This window comes from Streptomyces ambofaciens ATCC 23877, from assembly GCF_001267885.1.
Classification (GTDB): Bacteria; Actinomycetota; Actinomycetes; order Streptomycetales; family Streptomycetaceae; genus Streptomyces; species Streptomyces ambofaciens.
The window spans coordinates 6,997,128-7,012,133 of the sequence record NZ_CP012382.1 but is presented as its reverse complement, the minus strand read 5'-3'; the positions used below and the strand labels follow the sequence as shown (position 1 = coordinate 7,012,133).

Below are 15,006 nucleotides of genomic sequence, written 5' to 3'. Positions count from 1 at the left end.
AGTGAGCGCGGCGAGCCGCTGGTGCCGGCCGCGCGGGTGGGCCCACAACGGGTGGGCTTCGTCTCGGTAGGGCTGCATGATCACTTCCCAGTCAGCTGTTCTCGTGGCGCCACGCGCTGGGTACGGTGCCGGGCATGCGGTGGTCGACCTGGTGCTCGCCCTTGGTGCACCCAGCGAAGGGACCGCCGGCGCCGCGCAGCTCGCGCAGGCACGGGTCCAGGTGGTCGCGGTGCCAGACGCTGGGCCCGGTGTAGCCGCAGGTGGCGGGGTCGGTGAGTTCCTGCCAGGCCAGCCAGCAGGCGTGGAGGCGGGCGACGGCGACGGGGTGCTCGAACCACAGGTGGCACCAGCGGGCGTCCGCGCTGGGCTCGGCGAGGTAGCCGGGCACGAGGACGCCTTCGACCCACTCGATCAGGGCCCGGAGCTCGTCGTCGTACACGGGCGGGTCGAGCAGGAGGATGAACGGCGGGAACTGCCACCCCTCCCCCGCCTCTTCCCCGCCTGCGGCATCCTCCTCGCCGGCCTCCGGCTCTTCCTCGGCCGGGGCCTCGCCGGGGTCGGTGTCGGCGGCGTCGGTGAGCGCCTTGACCTGGGCGGTCAGGGCGGTGACGTGGGCCTTGAGGTCTTCGAGGTCCTGGAGGAGGCCGACGGGGACCTCGAAGTCGGGGGTCTCGTCATCGGCCACGGCGGGCGGCCTTCTTCTCTTCGTAGGCCAGGACGGCGCGGCCGGTGATGGCCTTCTCCTCTGCCTTCATCTGGGGGCCGATGTGGGCGAGGGCCTTCTCGGCGTACCAGGGGCGCAGGGAGATCTGAGCGACGGGCATGCCGGTGGACATGAGCAGGGCGGTGCCCTTCTTCATGGCGCGGATCTCGGCGGGGTCCATGACCTGCTCCCGCTGTTCGCCGACGCTGTAGGAGTAACCCTCCTTGGACTTGGAGTAGGAGCCGCGGTCGATGAAGTGGGCGCCGGTGAGGGTGGAGACGTCCTGGGCGAACTTCGCGTCGTCTAGGCCGACGCCGATGAGCTTCTTCGTGGCCGCCGACCACATCGCGTCCATGCCGACCTCGCCCCACGCCTTCACGCCCTGGCGGTAGCTCTGCAGGATGACGTAGGGGGTGATGCCCCGGGAGCCGAGGTGGGAGTACAGGTCGGGCAGGTCGGCGATGCGGCAGATGTTGGCGGCCTCGTCCAGGACGGCGCGCATCGGCTCGGGCAGGCGCCCGCCGTGGCGCTCGCCGGCTTCGGCGGCCGCGGTGAACACGCTGTCGGCCAGGGCGGCGACGACCGCGCTCGCGGGGCCGCCCTTCTTGGAGAGCAGGTAGAGGGTGTCGCGGCTGGTGGCGAAGGCCTCGGGATCGAAGCGGGGCAGGCCCTTGTCCGGCGTGACCCACGCCAGGACCCGCTCGTCGCGCAGCGCTGATACCGCGGTCCGTGCGTTCTGGAAGATTCCGGACTGGGTCTCCTCGGCGATGTTGATGCTGGATTCGACCTGTTCGGCGAGCACCGGCTCGTGGTCGTACAGGATCCGCATCGGGGCCTTCTCGCGCGGGTCGGCGAGCCACTTCATGACGTCGCGGACGGTGCCGCCGTCGTGGTACGCGGCGCGGAAGAGGCCTACGAGGAGGTCGCCGGCGGCCTGGCTCCAGAAGGGGTCGGCCTGCTCGCTGGTGATCTGGGTGATGAAGTGGGAGGCCAGCCGCTCGGCGCCTTCCAGGGTCTCCGCCTGGGCGATCATGTCCCACCACATCGCGCGTTCGGTCTGGGCGACGCCCTGGGTGTCCAGGATCCAGGCGTGCCCGACGCGTGAGCGGGAGGCGAGGGTGGCGGCGTAGACGTCGGCCTTGTTCGACGTCATGAGGAGGCCGGCCGGGGCCTCCTCGGCGACCGGGATGGCCAGCGACGTGGATTTGCCGGCCCGCGGGGCCATGATGGCGACGTAGGTGTCCTCGTCCGAACCGCGCAGTTCGACGCCGGAGGGCAGGTGGTCACCGAGCAGGACGCCCCGGTCACGGGCCGGGATCTCCTTGGGCTTGGTGTCCCTGAGGGAGACCCGCAGGCGGATGGCGGTGCGGGCGGCGGCCTTCGGCGCGAGCTCGCGCACCTGGTGGAGCGTGGCCAGGCTGGACGGGTTGCGGAACCAGCGGAAGGACCAGCGCAGGCCCCACACGATGAGGCCGACGACGGCGACGTCGACCAGGGCGGCGCCGATCGCGGAGGCGGTCTGGGAGTGCGCCCACACGCCCGACCAGTCGGTGGCCATGCGGTAGACGGTCAGCGGGGAGGCGGGGGCGGCCTGGTCGCCGGTGAGGACGGCGCCGGCGGCGGCTCCGGCCCAGCTGGCGGCGGACAGGGTGACCGCACCGCCGAACACGATCCCGCCGAAGGCCCATGCGCGGTCGGACTCGGTCATCATCAGCTGGCCTCCCGTGTGGTCACCCTGCGGCGGTTGTTGTCCGTCTTGTAGAGCCGCTGTTCGGTTGCGGTGAGTTCGAGCGCGGCCGCGATGCCCGGCCGTGTCCCCAGCTTGATCAGGTACTTGCCGCGGCCGGGGTGGCGGACGGTCTCCTCCTCCACGGGCCGCGCGTCACCGTCGTCGTAGGTGGTGGGGTCGATGTCCAGGCCGGTGGAGGTGGCCGACGCCCAGGAGCTGACCATCATCACCTCCTGCTCGGTCAGCATCCGTTTACCCGTGACCCGGCCCAGCTCCTCGGTGGTGGAGGCGCCGAGCACCCACGTGTCGCAGCGGTCCATCAGGCCGCGGGCCTTGGCCCGGTCCATCTCGGTGGGCAGGGCCTCGACGTCCAGCAGGGAGTGCGTCACGTAGATCGTGACGTCGTCGGTGGTGCGGTTGAGGCGCGAGATCGCGTCCATCGCGTCGACGAGCCCGGGCCCGGAGCGCAGCGCCCGCCACATCTCGTCCATGGGCAGCACCAGCTTGCGGTCCATCAGGCCGATGCTGCGGGCGGAGTCGATCGAGCTGTACGTGTACGCCCAGGTGGCGATCATCCCGGCGGAGACGACGTCGTTGCCGCGGGCCCGCAGGGCGCTGATGTCCACCGAGACGGCGGGGGCGTTGATGTCGAGCGGCGTGGTCGTCGGCCCGTCGAAGAGGCCCTTGAGGGGGCCGCCGATCAAGTTGTCGAGTCCGGCGACGACGGAGCGGGTGAGGTCCTGGTAGCGCTCGCCGTCGGCGGCGAGCTTGGTCCGCAGTTCCTCCGGAGCGGAGCGCAGGACGTCCACGACGTCCTTGACGATGGGGTCGCTGCCCGAGTCCTGGGCGGCGGAGGCCACTTGCACCGCGGTGTCCAGTGCGCTGCGCTCGATCTCGTCCGGGGCCCGGCCCAGCCCGTGCTTGGTGGACAGCAGCGCGACGAGCGTCTCGAGCCTGCGGCCGTTGAGGACGTCCAGCAGGGCCTGGCGCCGGTCGACGGGCAGGGTCTGCACCCGGCCCTTGAGCGGTCCGGAGTCAAGCGGGTTGATCCGGCCGACGCCGTCACCGATGCGCACCACCGAGCCGCCGAGCTCACCGATCAGGGTGGAGTACTCGCCCTTGACGTCGCCGGGCACGCACACCATGTGCCCGTAGGCGGAGTACACCAGGCAGATCCGCTTGACCAGCGCGGACTTGCCCGCGCCGGGCTGGGACATGACCCACACGCCCGGGTTGGTGGTCAGCCGCCCGGTCCAACCGCTGGGGTCTATGGCCACCAGCTCGCCGGTCAGTACGTCCCTGCCGACCGGCACGCCGCGCGGCGGCAGACCGGAGCCGAGCAGGAACGGGTAGATCGCGCCGGCCTGCGAGGTGGGTCCGGTGTAGACGGTCCCGGCGTCTTCGACGGGGACGCGGCCGCCGAACCGGCCGCCCCAGCCAAGACGGGGCGCGAAGCGACTGCGGAGCTTCTTCTCCTCGCGGCGCTGCTCGCGGGTGGGCGCCTGCTCGGCCACGGGGGCCATCCGCCGCGGGCTGGCCACCGCGGGCGTCTTGGGCTTGCGCGCCATCGTCAGTCCTTCACGAGGGGGTTGTAGCCCAGCGGCAGACCGGCCGCGAAGACGGCGGCCTGGGCACCGTAGGCGGGCCGCATGCGGATGCCTCGGGTCGCCTTCACCGCCCGCTCCAGTTCCTGGCGGGCGGCAGGCAGGTCGGCGGTGCGGCGGGCGGTGACGGTCACCATCAGCGTCCAGTCCACGACCTGGCTGCCGCCGGCCATCTGGGCGGCCGCCTGCTCGGCGCGCTGCGTGTCCGCGCGCTGGGACCACTTGGCGCGGCCCTTGACCTCGGCGGTCGCCTGGGCGCGCTGGTGGGCGTGGGAGATCTCCCGCTCCAGCACCGCCTCGCCCTCGTAGGGGTCCAGCACCCGGTAGACGAGGGTGATGCGGCGCTGGAAGCGGCCGGGTGCCAGCAGCGGCAGGAGCACGCTGTAGGCAATGGGACGGCGCGGCATCTCGCGCAGCACCCACGAGAGGGACACCCCGCCGTCGTGGCTGTACTCCTCCCAGCCGTCGTCGGCGGCCTGCGGCCCGCACTCCGACCAGGACAGGTCCGCGAACTCGGCGTCACGGGCGTTGAAGACGTCCGGGTCGTAGGCGCTCCTGACCAGACGGCGCAGGTCGACGTCGGTGGCGCGGCGCTCGATGTCGGTGCCGGTGCCGGACAGGTCGAGCGAGTCCACGACCTTCAGCGCCTCGGCGACCTGGTCGGACAGCTCCTGCGGCGGGTTGGCGCCGGCGGTGGGGTCGACGACGACCGTCATCCACGGGGCGACGCTGGCGGTGGCGTGCGGGGTCGTGCGGACCAGCTCGGAGACGATCTGCTTGGCGAGCCGGGGGGCGCCCGGATCCTGGCGGGCCTTCACGTCGTCGCCCAGGGCCTCCCCCGCGCCGGGGGTGATCTGGATGGTCACCGATGCGCCCTTGACCTGCTCGTCGGTGGACATGGCGTCCAGGACCGAGGATCAGGTGCGCAGGCTGCTCTGCACGGTCCCGGTGGGGGCCATCAGGCTGCCGCCGGGCGCCAGGAGCGTGGTGACGGCCATGTGGCCGCTGCCCCGGTCGTGGACGACGCCGACCGACCGGCCGCTGGTCGGGTCGTAGGCCTTGATCAGGGTGGAGGACGCACCCACGCCCGGCAGGTCCAGCGCGTAGGGGTGCGGGAGCAGCACCCGCCGGTAGGAGGTGGCGTCCACGCGGGCGGCGCGCCGCCACGACATCTTGGCCCAGTAGTAGGACAGGGCGGGCATGCCGTGGCGGCTGGAGGCGGCCAGCGCGAGGATCGCCAGGGTGACCGGGATGGTCACGAGCAGGGAGATCGGCGCCTGGGTGCCGATGATGCCCTCGGCGACCAGGACCGCGGCCGCCACCATCGTGGCGCCCTTGCTGAGCCCGCCGAAACCGAAGCTCCTGCGGGTGCGGAACCCGTCGACCATGAGGGCTCTGGGTACCTCGTGCTGGGTGCTCACTGGGAGTTCCCCCCGTTTCCGATCTGTCCGCTGGCGTCCTGCAGCGTGTCGTTCACGCCGTCCAGGACCTCGATGGCGAGTCCGACGCCGCCGGCGACCGCGGCCCCGCCGGTGGTGCTCGCGGTGCCTGCCTTGGTGCTTGCGCCGCCTGGCACACCGGGTGCGGACGGAGCGCCTTCTCCGGTCGTTGCCTGTCCGGGGACCCGGCTCGTCTCGTTGCGGGCCGCATGCAGCTGGGCGTCGCGGCCCGGCGTGCCGTCCGGGCCGTTCGGCCCGCTCCGGTCCGGGCCATCCGTGTTGTCCGGGGGGTCGTCCGGTCCGTTCCGGCTGCCCATGGACTGCTCGACGTAGCGGGCGTACTCCAGGGGCGTCATCGGGGCGGCACCACCGGAGTCGCCGCCGTCCTGTTTGCCCTTGAAGTAGCCCCCGGCCGCGGACAGTGCTCCACCGAAGCCGCCGGAAGCCATGCCGCCCCCGACCGCCTCACCGAACGGGGCGAACAGGCGGGTCAGCGGGCCAGGCGCGAGGATCGCCAGGAGGAAGGTGGCGCAGCCCCGCAGCCATTCGGCCAGGGTGTTGGCGTGGCCGAACTCGCTGAAGCCGACGCAGATGATGAGGGCGAGGATCGGCTTGTAGGCGATGACCACGAGGATCGAGGTGATCAGGCGGGGCGCCCACTGCCGGGTGGCGTCGCCGCCGACGCGGCCGCCGGCGGCCACCGGCAGCAGCAGGCACTGGATCGGGATCGCGGACTGCCGCAGGAACACCAGGATCAGCTGGACGAAGCCGATGAGCAGCAGGACCGTCACCACGCACAGCATGGTGACCGGGTTCTTGACGGCGGCGGGCACCATCACGGTGACGATGGTCTCGTAGGCCTTGCCGTCGTCCTTGAAGGCCGCGTCCACCAGACCGGTGGTCAGCGCGTCCCCGGCCACCAGCAGCAGGGCGATCAGGGCGACGCCGACGGCGGACAGGACGGTGTTCTCCACCCATCCGAGCAGGGCCCGGCCGATGTGTCTGGACTGGCCGGTGATGGCCATCTTCCCGATCTGCCACATCGCCCCGGCTGTGGCGATGACCAGGCCCAGCCAGGTCAGCATGCCCGCCAGGGTGGCGTCCTTGCCGAAAAGACCGGTGCCTTCGAGGTCGACCGACGGGCCCATCAAGGAGACGGTGAGGACCTTCTTGATGGTCCACTTCGTCACGTCGGCGGCCGAGTTGATGACGTCGCCGAGGACGCTCTCCCAGACCTCGTCCCAAGCCTCTTTGACCTTCTCCTGGGCGGTGTCACCGATCTTCTCGCACATGTCGTACACGCCGCCGCCGGTGATGATGTTGCCGATGACACCGATCGGAGACGCGGTGGCCGCGCCGTCACAGGCGAACTCGACGCCCGTACCGACCGGCCCGTCGGCCGCCGCGGGCTGCGGCGCGGCCACGGCCAGCCCGAGCACCGCGACCAGGGACAGCAGCACCGCCCAAAGACGCCTCACGACGCCTCACGGATGGCGACCCACCCGTACTCGCTGAACTGCGCATCGCCCAGAACAGCCATGCCCGGCTTGCTGGAACCGGCCTGCTTCTGGGCGTCGACACTCGCCTGGCCCGACAGCTTCCAGTCGCCGTCCTCCCACCGGGCCCCCATCAGCAGGCGAATGTGGGAGATGGATTCCTTCTCCAGCTCGCCCTTCTTCATCGCCACCCGCCCCAGCAGCCAGACGCTGACCTCGTCGTCGCTCTTCTCGAGCACCTTGAAGCCGATCACGGTGGTACGCACGTAGGAGCCGGGCGGCATCTCGCCGTCCGCGGGCACACCCATCTGCCGGCGGAACTTCTTGTCGGTCTCCTGTCCGGCCTGCTCGATCTGCTGGGCTGCCTGGTCGCTGTGATCGGCGGCGCTGATGTACGAGTTGTAGACGCGCACCTGCCCGTCGACCGCGTCCTTGCCCGGCTCGATGCTGGTGTTGGTCGCGTTGACCGCCATCGACACCGCACCCTCGGTGGTGTGCGGATAACCGACCTCGCTGCCGTACTTGTCGGTACGGCTGCCGCGCGGGAGCGCCGCCCACTGCTCGGGCTCGGTCCAGTCGTCCGGCACCGTGTAGTCCGGGGCCGGGCCGGCGGTCGCGGTGGCGGAGCTGGACGCGCTCGGCGTCCCCTTGCCCGTTGGCTCGTCGTCGCCGCCGCCCGCCAGCACCGCGTAGCCGGTCAGGGCCACCACCGCCGCGAGGGCGATGCCGGCCAGCCAGGTGCCGCGGGTGTTCCAGGTTCCCCTCGTCCGTGACACAGTGCGCCGCCTAACCCGCGATGCCGTTGAGGATGGTGATCAGGCTTCCGGCCAGCAGAATCGTGGCCACACCGCCTCCCATCCACTTGAACGGCTCGCTGCCGCCGCCATGGCGGGACTTGTCGGCGACCGCCAGCTTGTAGACGCCGAAGCCCGCTCCCCCGGCGCCGGCCAGGATCAAAATCCACAGGCCGTAGCCGAACAGCTTGGACACGGGGTCACTGAGCCCGGGGATCTCCGTGGGCTCGGCGCCGGGGATGATGCCGGCGAGCGTGACCGCCTCGTGGGCCATGGCCAGGTACATCGTTTCAGTTCCCTTCCATCTGGCGCCGCAGCTTCTCTGCCGCGGCCCTCACGTCTTTGTGCTCCAGCGCCTCGTCGGCGCCCTCGACCGTGCGCAGCACGGGCAGATACGGCACCCGCGCGACCCCCGCCAGGCGGCTCTCGAGGGCCCGGACGCGGTAGCGCGCCGCAGGAACCGGCCTGACCGGTGCGTCGGAGACCAGCACCAGCCAGGGACGCGGCAGGCCGCTCGTCCAGTTCCGCAGCATCTGCTCCACGCAGCTCGCCCCGTACACCGTGGTCTCGGCCAGCAGCACCGGCAGAGCCCCGTACGGAATGGACTCGTTGGGGTGCAGCAGGCGGGCCGTGCCCTCGCCCTGGGGATCGAGCATCCGGGACACCACCGCCCCGGCGATGCCGTATCCGTGCACCGGAATCAGCGCGTGCCGGAGTCCAACTGGTCCACTGGCTTGCGGGGTTGTCACCCCGGGTTGGGTCATCACGTCGCAACTCCCCCCTGTCTGCTCGCGTTTGGCCGACTGTGATCTTGGGCTGTGGGACTACTGAGGCTAACGTGATCCGCTGACAACAGTGAGTAGCAATTTTGCGTCGGCGAAAGGTCGGATGAGCAGTGGCGCTGCACGACGGTGCCGGGGCCCGCGCCCTGCGGCTCCAGGCCGGGATCTCCGTCGAAGACCTGGCCGCCACCGCAGGGGTAAGCCTCCACACCGTGCGCGTCGCCGAAAACGGCCGTCATGAGCCACGCCCCCCAGTCGCCAATGCCATCGCCCGGGTGCTGGGAGTTCCGGTCAGTGAACTCCTGCACCGTGAGCGGCCTCTGACCCTACGTGACACACGTTGGCGCCTTGGAACCACCCGGGCACAAACGGGAGTCCGCGTCAGTGTCGTCCGCCGGCAGGTCTCCCCGGTCGAGCGTGGCGCGGCCGGAATGCGCTTCGCATCCACCTGGGCCGCTACCCAAGGTCTGACGCTCACCCCATGGTCAAGCGCCCACGAAGCGGCTCGTGATCTAGTAAGACACGGGGTTGCCGTCCAAGCACGTCGGCGCGGCAAGCAGTCAACGGGGGGATCTGACGCGTGAAGGTGCTCATCAGAGCTGCCGCCGCGGTGGCCGCACTGCTCGTGCTGGCCGTCACCGGTCTGATGGCCATGGTGCTCGTCGACGGCGACGCCGAAGCCACCGAAGTCTCCGGCGGAGGGGGCGCCGGCGGCCTCAAGGGCGTCCCGGAAGAGTTCCGCACCTGGATCCTCAAGGCCGCTGAGGAGTGCGAGCAGCCCGAGATGAGCCCTGCACTGCTCGCCGCGCAGCTCTACCAGGAGAGCCGGTTCGAGACCCTGGCCCGCTCCCACGTCGGTGCGCAGGGCCCGGCCCAGTTCATGCCCGGCACCTGGGCGACCTGGGGCCGGGACTCCGACAACAACGGCGAGGCCAGCCCCTGGGACATCGGCGACGCCGTCATGGCACAGGGCCGCATGATGTGCTCGCTGATCAAGCAGGCCAATAGCTCCGGCTACGGCGGGGACGCCCGATCCCTGGCCCTGGCCGGCTACAACGCCGGGTGGGGCGCGGTCGAGAAGTACCGGGGCATCCCCCCGTACGCCGAGACCCAGAACTACGTGAGAATCATCCTGTCGACCATGAAGCGGTTCGAGGGCCCGAACCGCCTCCAGATCGAAGGATCCGGCTCCGGCGCCGACGCCCTGCGCAAGGCCGCCGGACGCCTCGGCACCCCCTACGCCTACGGCGGCGGCGGACCCGGCGGCCCCTCCCTGGGCTTCTGCACCGGAGGCGGCGGCTATCGCAACGGCACCTGCGTCGCCGACGACACCGTCGGCTTCGACTGTTCCTCCCTCGTCCAGTACGCCTACTGGCCCGACCTGAAACTGCCGCGCACCGCAGCCGCCCAATACGGGGCAACCTCCGACCGCGCCGTCTCCCGCCAGGACCTTAAGCCGGGCGACCTGCTCTTCTGGAGCCACGGCGGCTCCGGCGCGATCTACCACGTCGCCCTGTACGCCGGAGACGGGAACGTCCTCCACGCCCCCCGCACCGGCAAGACCGTCGAGCTCGTCGCTCTGGCCACGGCCATGCCGGACCGCGACTACTACGGCGCCACGCGCCCCTGACCGGAAGCCGGAGACCGCATGGACTTCGTGATGAGCAAGGAGTACGCGGCCCTTGTGGTCTCCGTCGACGCTGCCCTCCTGGTCGTGGGCACCGTCCAGTCCCACACGCTGGCCAAGTCAGCGACCGCGACCTTCGTACGGCTCCAGAAGCGCCGCGAGACGGCCATGCGGGCGCTCAGCAACAGGCTGCAGGCGGGCGAGGAACCCACCGCTGAGGAGTTGGCGCAGGCCGACAGGCACAGCCGTCCCAGCTTCCTGCCCGCGGCGTCCGTGGGTCTTCTGGGCTCACTGTGGGGAGTCCTGTCCATGGCGCTGGTCACCGGCCTCGTGGGGTCGGTCTTCTGGACCGCCACGGAGAACCCCGGCCCGGCACCGTGGCTCGCGAACTTCACCGCATGGGCCACCTTCGTCAGCGCCAACTTCCTCGTCCTCGAGGCCGCCGTCCAGTTCGCCGGGGCGGTGAGAGCCATTCCCGAAGCCGATGTCGCGCGCTCGAACATCGGAGCCGACCTCTACGACCAGGCCACGCAACGACTGAATGAGTACCGCCATGCCCGGCGCCGGCCGGAACCCGACCCCGACCCGGCGCAAACGCCTTAGCTCGTCGACGCCACATATGGAGAGCCGAACGCGGCCTGTCCTGACGGCCCCGCACGCCCTCCAATCGCCCGTGCCAGCCCATCCCCACCGAAGAGACAGACCTGAATGACCCCACGTGCGCTTCGCAGCATCGCCGCCGTTCTGGCATTGACCGCGCTCATCCCTCTGGCGGCCTGCTCGAACGACACCGGCGACGCCCCCGCCACCGACCACAAGCCCACGAAATCGCCGCCCGGCCCGTCCGACGACGCACTCGTCGCCAAGAACGCCCGCGCCTACATGGTCGCGCAGCATGCCCAGAATCCCGCCGACGCCAAGACGATGTGCGAGCTGTCCACCCGGGCACACCGCCCCAACTTCGACGACGACGGCGGCACGATCGCCGGCTGCCGTAGTTCCTACTGGAGAGACATCGGCGAGGGCGACGACGACAGCACGCGCTCCCTCTCACGCCTCGCCAGGGCTCGCGCGAGTGAAGGACCACCCGTCGAGCATGCCACGTGATGAGGGCGGCCCGGGGCGAGCGAGCCGCCCTCATCACGTCGCGAGGCGGTCCCGTCGGCGCCACGGCGGCCGCCGCCAACGGTGCCACGAGCAGCGGAGCCTGCAGCGCTCTACTTCCCTCTACCGCGGGCCGGGGCCTGCCCCACCGCACGATGAGCGGCAATGGCAGGCTCAGCGGATGCCGGGCTCTTGGCCGCCGACCGCCGCTTGGCAGGGTCCACGCTGGCCGACTGCGAGCGGGCCGCCGCGGTGTCGACCGCAGCACGTGACGAGTCGACCTCTTCGAGAGGACGGCGCAGGGCGTTGTGCGTGGCCTGCACCAGCCGGGCGCTCAACCGCGCAGAGGACCCCTGCTCCCACGAGGTGTCCGCCAGCAGACGGTCCAGGTGATCGCGCACCGGTTTCCCCTCCCGCTCCATCTCTGCCATCCGCGTGGCCAGCAGCGGCCACTGGCGGGCCGCCAGCAGCAGCCCAGCCTCTCGCTCGCGGCCGAACATCGCCTCCTGCACCCAGCGGCCGTAGCGCTCGTTCTCCACCGGGGAGATGGCCAGCTGACGCATGGCTCGCGCGCGGTCGGAGAGGTCGAGGTCACGAGGGAGGTCGAGCCCGGTCGTCAGCGGACCGTACGAGAGCGTGGCATCGCGACTCGTGGCCGGAGCCGATTCCGCACCCAGGACGCGTGCGACGGCCTGGTCGAGGCCGACGCCCTCGTTGTGCGCGGACGCGAGGATCTGCCGGACGTCGATGCCGTCCGCGTTCAGCCTCGCCATCGTCGCCGCGATGTCCGGCCAGGTCGGGGAGGACAGGATGGCCTCGCGCACCGGTCCCGCCGGCAGTGTCTCGCGCAGCATCCGCTCCCACTCCCCCGTGCCGTCACGGGAGATCCGGATCGCGTTCTCGGCGACGGCGTCGCGCACCGTAACCGCCACCTCGGCGAGCTGCGGCAGGAACACCCCAAGGTCCACGCCCGCCCGACGCAGGGCAGCTGTCTGCTGTGCCATCTGCGGCCAGTCCGCTCCCCCCATGAGGGCCACGGCGATGTCGTCCGGGACCAGGTCCCTCACCGTCGAGGCGATGTCGGTCGCCGCTTCGCCCGCGGGCGGCAAGTCCTCCTCCACACCCCCGCGCCGCCGCTGTTGATGCCGGCGAACGGCATCCGCCACGGCCATCATCAGCCGCCATGCCTCGACGGCCGTAGACACCGCCTCACGCGTCGCGTCGACGAGCGGGTCCCCTTCGTGCCCGGGTGTCACCATGCCTTGCTCCCCTCGTTTCAGCGAGTCCGTCTCGGGCCCTGGCCCTGTTCGTCTCCAAGCCGCCGCCGAATCGTCTCCGACTTCCCTTCACTGCGTGCCGGTGCGGAGCCTCCCGGCCCTCTCGGGGCCCGGTCCGGTGCGGCTCCAGCGGTAGCGGTGATGGCCGGTGGACGGTGCTCGCGCCACCCCTCCAGTCGCCATGTAAGCACCTCCGCCACGCTGTCGGCTGACGTCAGCTCTCGTTGCTTGACCACCACTGACAGCACGTCCACGGGATCGCTGCCGGTGCGCTCGATCTCGATCAGCCGGGTCCGCAGAGCGGGCCACCCCGCGTCCGCCATGACCTCACGTGCCTGTTCCGGCAGCGCCTGCTGCACCACCGCCGCCATCGGCCGCGCCCCGGCTGCGACTGCCAGACGCTGCCCTCCTCCGCTGCTCCTCGCGACCGGTCGACGTCGCGGCTCGTAGCCACGCGCGGCTCTGGCACCGACGGCCACCTCGACCGCCTCCCGCAACAGTCGACCCGCACGTCCAGCGGCTTGAGCCTGCACCCGGTACTCCTGGGCCATGTGCCACGAACGCGAGCCGTCCACGGCCATCACCAGAGCGGTCAGCAGACCGAGCACGGCTCCCGTGTCGGGGCCGCCGAACGCCGCCGTGCTTCGGGACAGGACGTAGGCCGACTCGCGGTACAACGCGCGCGCCCGTCCTTCCAAGGTGCGTGCGGCGGGGGCCCTGGCGGCGCGCTCGAACTCGCACGCGGCCTGACGCATCCGAACGCGCACCAGGTGCGGGGAGACGACGGCGGCGACCACGATCAGGTCGCCAAGCGCGGCGACATCCCCCGCCCCCTCGTGCAGTCCTCCGGCGCCGAGCTGGGCCGCCGCCTGGCGGACCTTATCCTCCGCCACGCGCCACATCGTCGCCGATGTAGCCGTCGGACTCGCCGACGGCGAGCGGCTCCATCGCTCTCGTACCCGCGGAAGGGACAGGTCGGGGGCGAGCCGAGAGCCGGAGAACCACACCGGAGCCTGTCCCTTGTCGCGGTCCCCGGGCATCGCTACGGAGTACCCGGTCACGGTGCCGTCCGGGGCAATCCTCTGTTGCACCCGCAGTCCCGCCGAGGAGAGCCGGGTGAAGAAGTCACTGTCGCCGATTGCAGCGGCCGCCGATGCACGCACGGTTCGCAGGAGTGTCTCGCGGGCCGGCTCGGCGAGGCCCCGGCGGACGGCCTTCTCCGTCTCTCCTGTCTTCGACCACCGGCGAGCCGTGCCGTCGCCGTGCACGAGTCGGCGCAGACCCCACTCGGCTTCGAACCTGCGCGCGGCCTCCTGCATCCGGAGCTTGCTCCAGCTCGTGTCCGGCACGCGTCCGTCCTCACAGGCACGGGTGGCCACGATGTGGATGTGGTCGTCGGCATGGCGCACGGCCACCCATCGACAGCCCCGGTCATCGGTGTGGGGGGCGATGCCGGCGGCGTGCATCATCTCGCGGGCCACACGGCCCCACTCCTCGTCCGACAGCTGTCGGTCCTCAGGGGGGTTGCGCACCGCCACGTGGAAGACGTGCAGCGGCGGCTTCGTACCGAGCAGAGTGTGCACGGGCGCATCCAGCAGCGCGGCGAGATCCGGGATGGAGAACTCCTGCGACCTCACCGGATCAGGAACGTAGCAATCCCACGCGGCCACCAGATGCGGGTCCACGTGTTCATCACGCTTGCCCGGCCCGTACAGGTAGAACAACAGCCCGGCGGTGTCGTCCCCGGGTCTCGCTTCCTTCGGGATCACGCGCGCGGCCGCCGCTCCCGCATGACCTGGAGCGTGGCCTCGTCGAGGTGCCTCACCGCCGTCTCGACCATCGTCAGGATGCGCTGAACCTGAGCGGCCGTCACTTCGTTGTCGTCCGCGTCCCAGTGCGCGACGGCCGTCCCGTCGACGGCATTCAGGCTGCGCCGCATCTGGTCGAGTTTGTTGCCGATCCGCGCGGCCTGGGCGCGGGCGTTGACCTGCTCGCGCAGCACTTCCTTGGCGTCCGCCGATACCGGTACCAGGATGCCCGCGGCCACCTGAAGGGCGTTGTCCGCGACCCATGAGGCGAGGGCAGAATTGTCACGCGCGGCAGCCTCGAGGAGGACCGCCAGCTCGTCATCGTTGTACGAGACCAGAAAGCGGTTGGACCGAGGCCCACCGCTCTCGCGGGCCCGGCGGCGGGGACGCTCCTTCTGCGGCTTCCTTGCCCTCGGCGGCTGCACCACGGCGCCCTCCTGCTCTCACCCCACCGGTCCGTCCTCTGACCCCGTTGCCGGCCGCCCACCCTAGTAGATCAAGGCCAGAAAAGCCGGCTTACTGATATCAGTGAGCCACAACTCGCTGGCGGTGTTTACTGCCTGCATACAAGGTCCCGGATCTTCTTAACACGCGCTCAAAACCGCTCTGATCAAGGGCGCTTCGTCTGAGGTCCGGGCGGCCG

Annotated in this window: 14 protein-coding genes and 1 pseudogene; 4 read left to right on the top strand and 11 right to left on the bottom strand. The window is 71.0% G+C overall.

Translation table 11 applies throughout. The annotated features are described in order from the left end of the window. Positions 1–91: 91 nt before the first annotated feature. The 8 genes and pseudogenes from SAM23877_RS30840 to SAM23877_RS30805 form a co-directional block, all read right to left on the bottom strand. Complete coding sequence (locus SAM23877_RS30840; protein WP_053140118.1) at positions 92–685, bottom strand: DUF4913 domain-containing protein; 594 nt, start codon at positions 683–685, stop codon at positions 92–94. Continuing rightward, complete coding sequence (locus SAM23877_RS30835) at positions 675–2,414, bottom strand: type IV secretory system conjugative DNA transfer family protein (RefSeq protein ID WP_053140115.1); 1,740 nt, start codon at positions 2,412–2,414, stop codon at positions 675–677. The genes SAM23877_RS30840 and SAM23877_RS30835 overlap by 11 nt, the downstream gene beginning before the upstream one ends. Next, positions 2,414–4,000 carry an ATP-binding protein gene (locus tag SAM23877_RS30830; protein ID WP_053140113.1) on the bottom strand — a complete coding sequence of 529 codons (1,587 nt, stop codon included), beginning with the start codon at positions 3,998–4,000 and terminating at the stop codon, positions 2,414–2,416. Before SAM23877_RS30830 ends, SAM23877_RS30835 begins: the two co-directional genes overlap by 1 nt. Before the next feature lie 2 nt (positions 4,001–4,002). After that, positions 4,003–5,424 (bottom strand): annotated as a pseudogene (locus tag SAM23877_RS30825) (SCO6880 family protein). A gap of 29 nt (positions 5,425–5,453) precedes the next feature. Continuing rightward, positions 5,454–6,953: a hypothetical protein gene (locus SAM23877_RS30820; RefSeq protein WP_159042026.1), complete on the bottom strand. Its 1,500-nt coding sequence runs from the start codon at positions 6,951–6,953 to the stop codon at positions 5,454–5,456. Further along, a complete protein-coding gene (locus tag SAM23877_RS30815; RefSeq protein WP_053140109.1) occupies positions 6,950–7,747 on the bottom strand; it encodes a DUF8175 domain-containg protein in 798 nt (265 codons plus the stop codon). The genes SAM23877_RS30820 and SAM23877_RS30815 overlap by 4 nt, the downstream gene beginning before the upstream one ends. A gap of 10 nt (positions 7,748–7,757) precedes the next feature. Continuing rightward, complete coding sequence (locus SAM23877_RS30810) at positions 7,758–8,051, bottom strand: hypothetical protein (protein ID WP_244903031.1); 294 nt, start codon at positions 8,049–8,051, stop codon at positions 7,758–7,760. Between the two features lie 4 nt (positions 8,052–8,055). Then, positions 8,056–8,421 (bottom strand): hypothetical protein, encoded by a 366-nt coding sequence (locus SAM23877_RS30805; RefSeq protein ID WP_159042025.1) that lies wholly within the window; start codon positions 8,419–8,421, stop codon positions 8,056–8,058. 239 nt (positions 8,422–8,660) lie between these two features. Between SAM23877_RS30805 and SAM23877_RS42170 the strand changes: the two genes are divergently transcribed. The 4 genes from SAM23877_RS42170 to SAM23877_RS30790 all read left to right on the top strand — a co-directional run bounded on the left by SAM23877_RS42170 (position 8,661) and on the right by SAM23877_RS30790 (position 11,281). Next, positions 8,661–9,131 carry a helix-turn-helix transcriptional regulator gene (locus SAM23877_RS42170; RefSeq protein ID WP_079030539.1) on the top strand — a complete coding sequence of 157 codons (471 nt, stop codon included), beginning with the start codon at positions 8,661–8,663 and terminating at the stop codon, positions 9,129–9,131. Then, positions 9,128–10,177 (top strand): NlpC/P60 family protein, encoded by a 1,050-nt coding sequence (locus SAM23877_RS41855; protein WP_079030538.1) that lies wholly within the window; start codon positions 9,128–9,130, stop codon positions 10,175–10,177. The genes SAM23877_RS42170 and SAM23877_RS41855 overlap by 4 nt, the downstream gene beginning before the upstream one ends. 18 nt (positions 10,178–10,195) lie before the next feature. Beyond that, on the top strand, positions 10,196–10,777 hold the full coding sequence (locus SAM23877_RS30795) for a hypothetical protein (RefSeq protein WP_053140105.1): 582 nt from the start codon (positions 10,196–10,198) through the stop codon (positions 10,775–10,777). Between the two features lie 105 nt (positions 10,778–10,882). Beyond that, positions 10,883–11,281, top strand: a complete 399-nt coding sequence (locus tag SAM23877_RS30790; RefSeq protein WP_159042024.1) for a hypothetical protein — start codon at positions 10,883–10,885, stop codon at positions 11,279–11,281. Positions 11,282–11,391: 110 nt separating this feature from the next. Here SAM23877_RS30790 and SAM23877_RS30785 read toward each other — a convergent pair whose 3' ends face one another. Genes SAM23877_RS30785 through SAM23877_RS30775 form a run of 3 tightly spaced genes read right to left on the bottom strand, consistent with a single transcriptional unit; the run spans position 11,392 to position 14,791 of the window. Further along, entirely contained in the window at positions 11,392–12,537 is a 1,146-nt protein-coding gene (locus SAM23877_RS30785) for a hypothetical protein (protein ID WP_053140101.1), read from the bottom strand. A gap of 17 nt (positions 12,538–12,554) precedes the next feature. Next, positions 12,555–14,324: a relaxase/mobilization nuclease domain-containing protein gene (locus tag SAM23877_RS30780; protein WP_053140099.1), complete on the bottom strand. Its 1,770-nt coding sequence runs from the start codon at positions 14,322–14,324 to the stop codon at positions 12,555–12,557. Next, entirely contained in the window at positions 14,321–14,791 is a 471-nt protein-coding gene (locus tag SAM23877_RS30775; RefSeq protein ID WP_053140097.1) for a hypothetical protein, read from the bottom strand. The genes SAM23877_RS30780 and SAM23877_RS30775 overlap by 4 nt, the downstream gene beginning before the upstream one ends. Between the last annotated feature and the right edge of the window lie 215 nt (positions 14,792–15,006).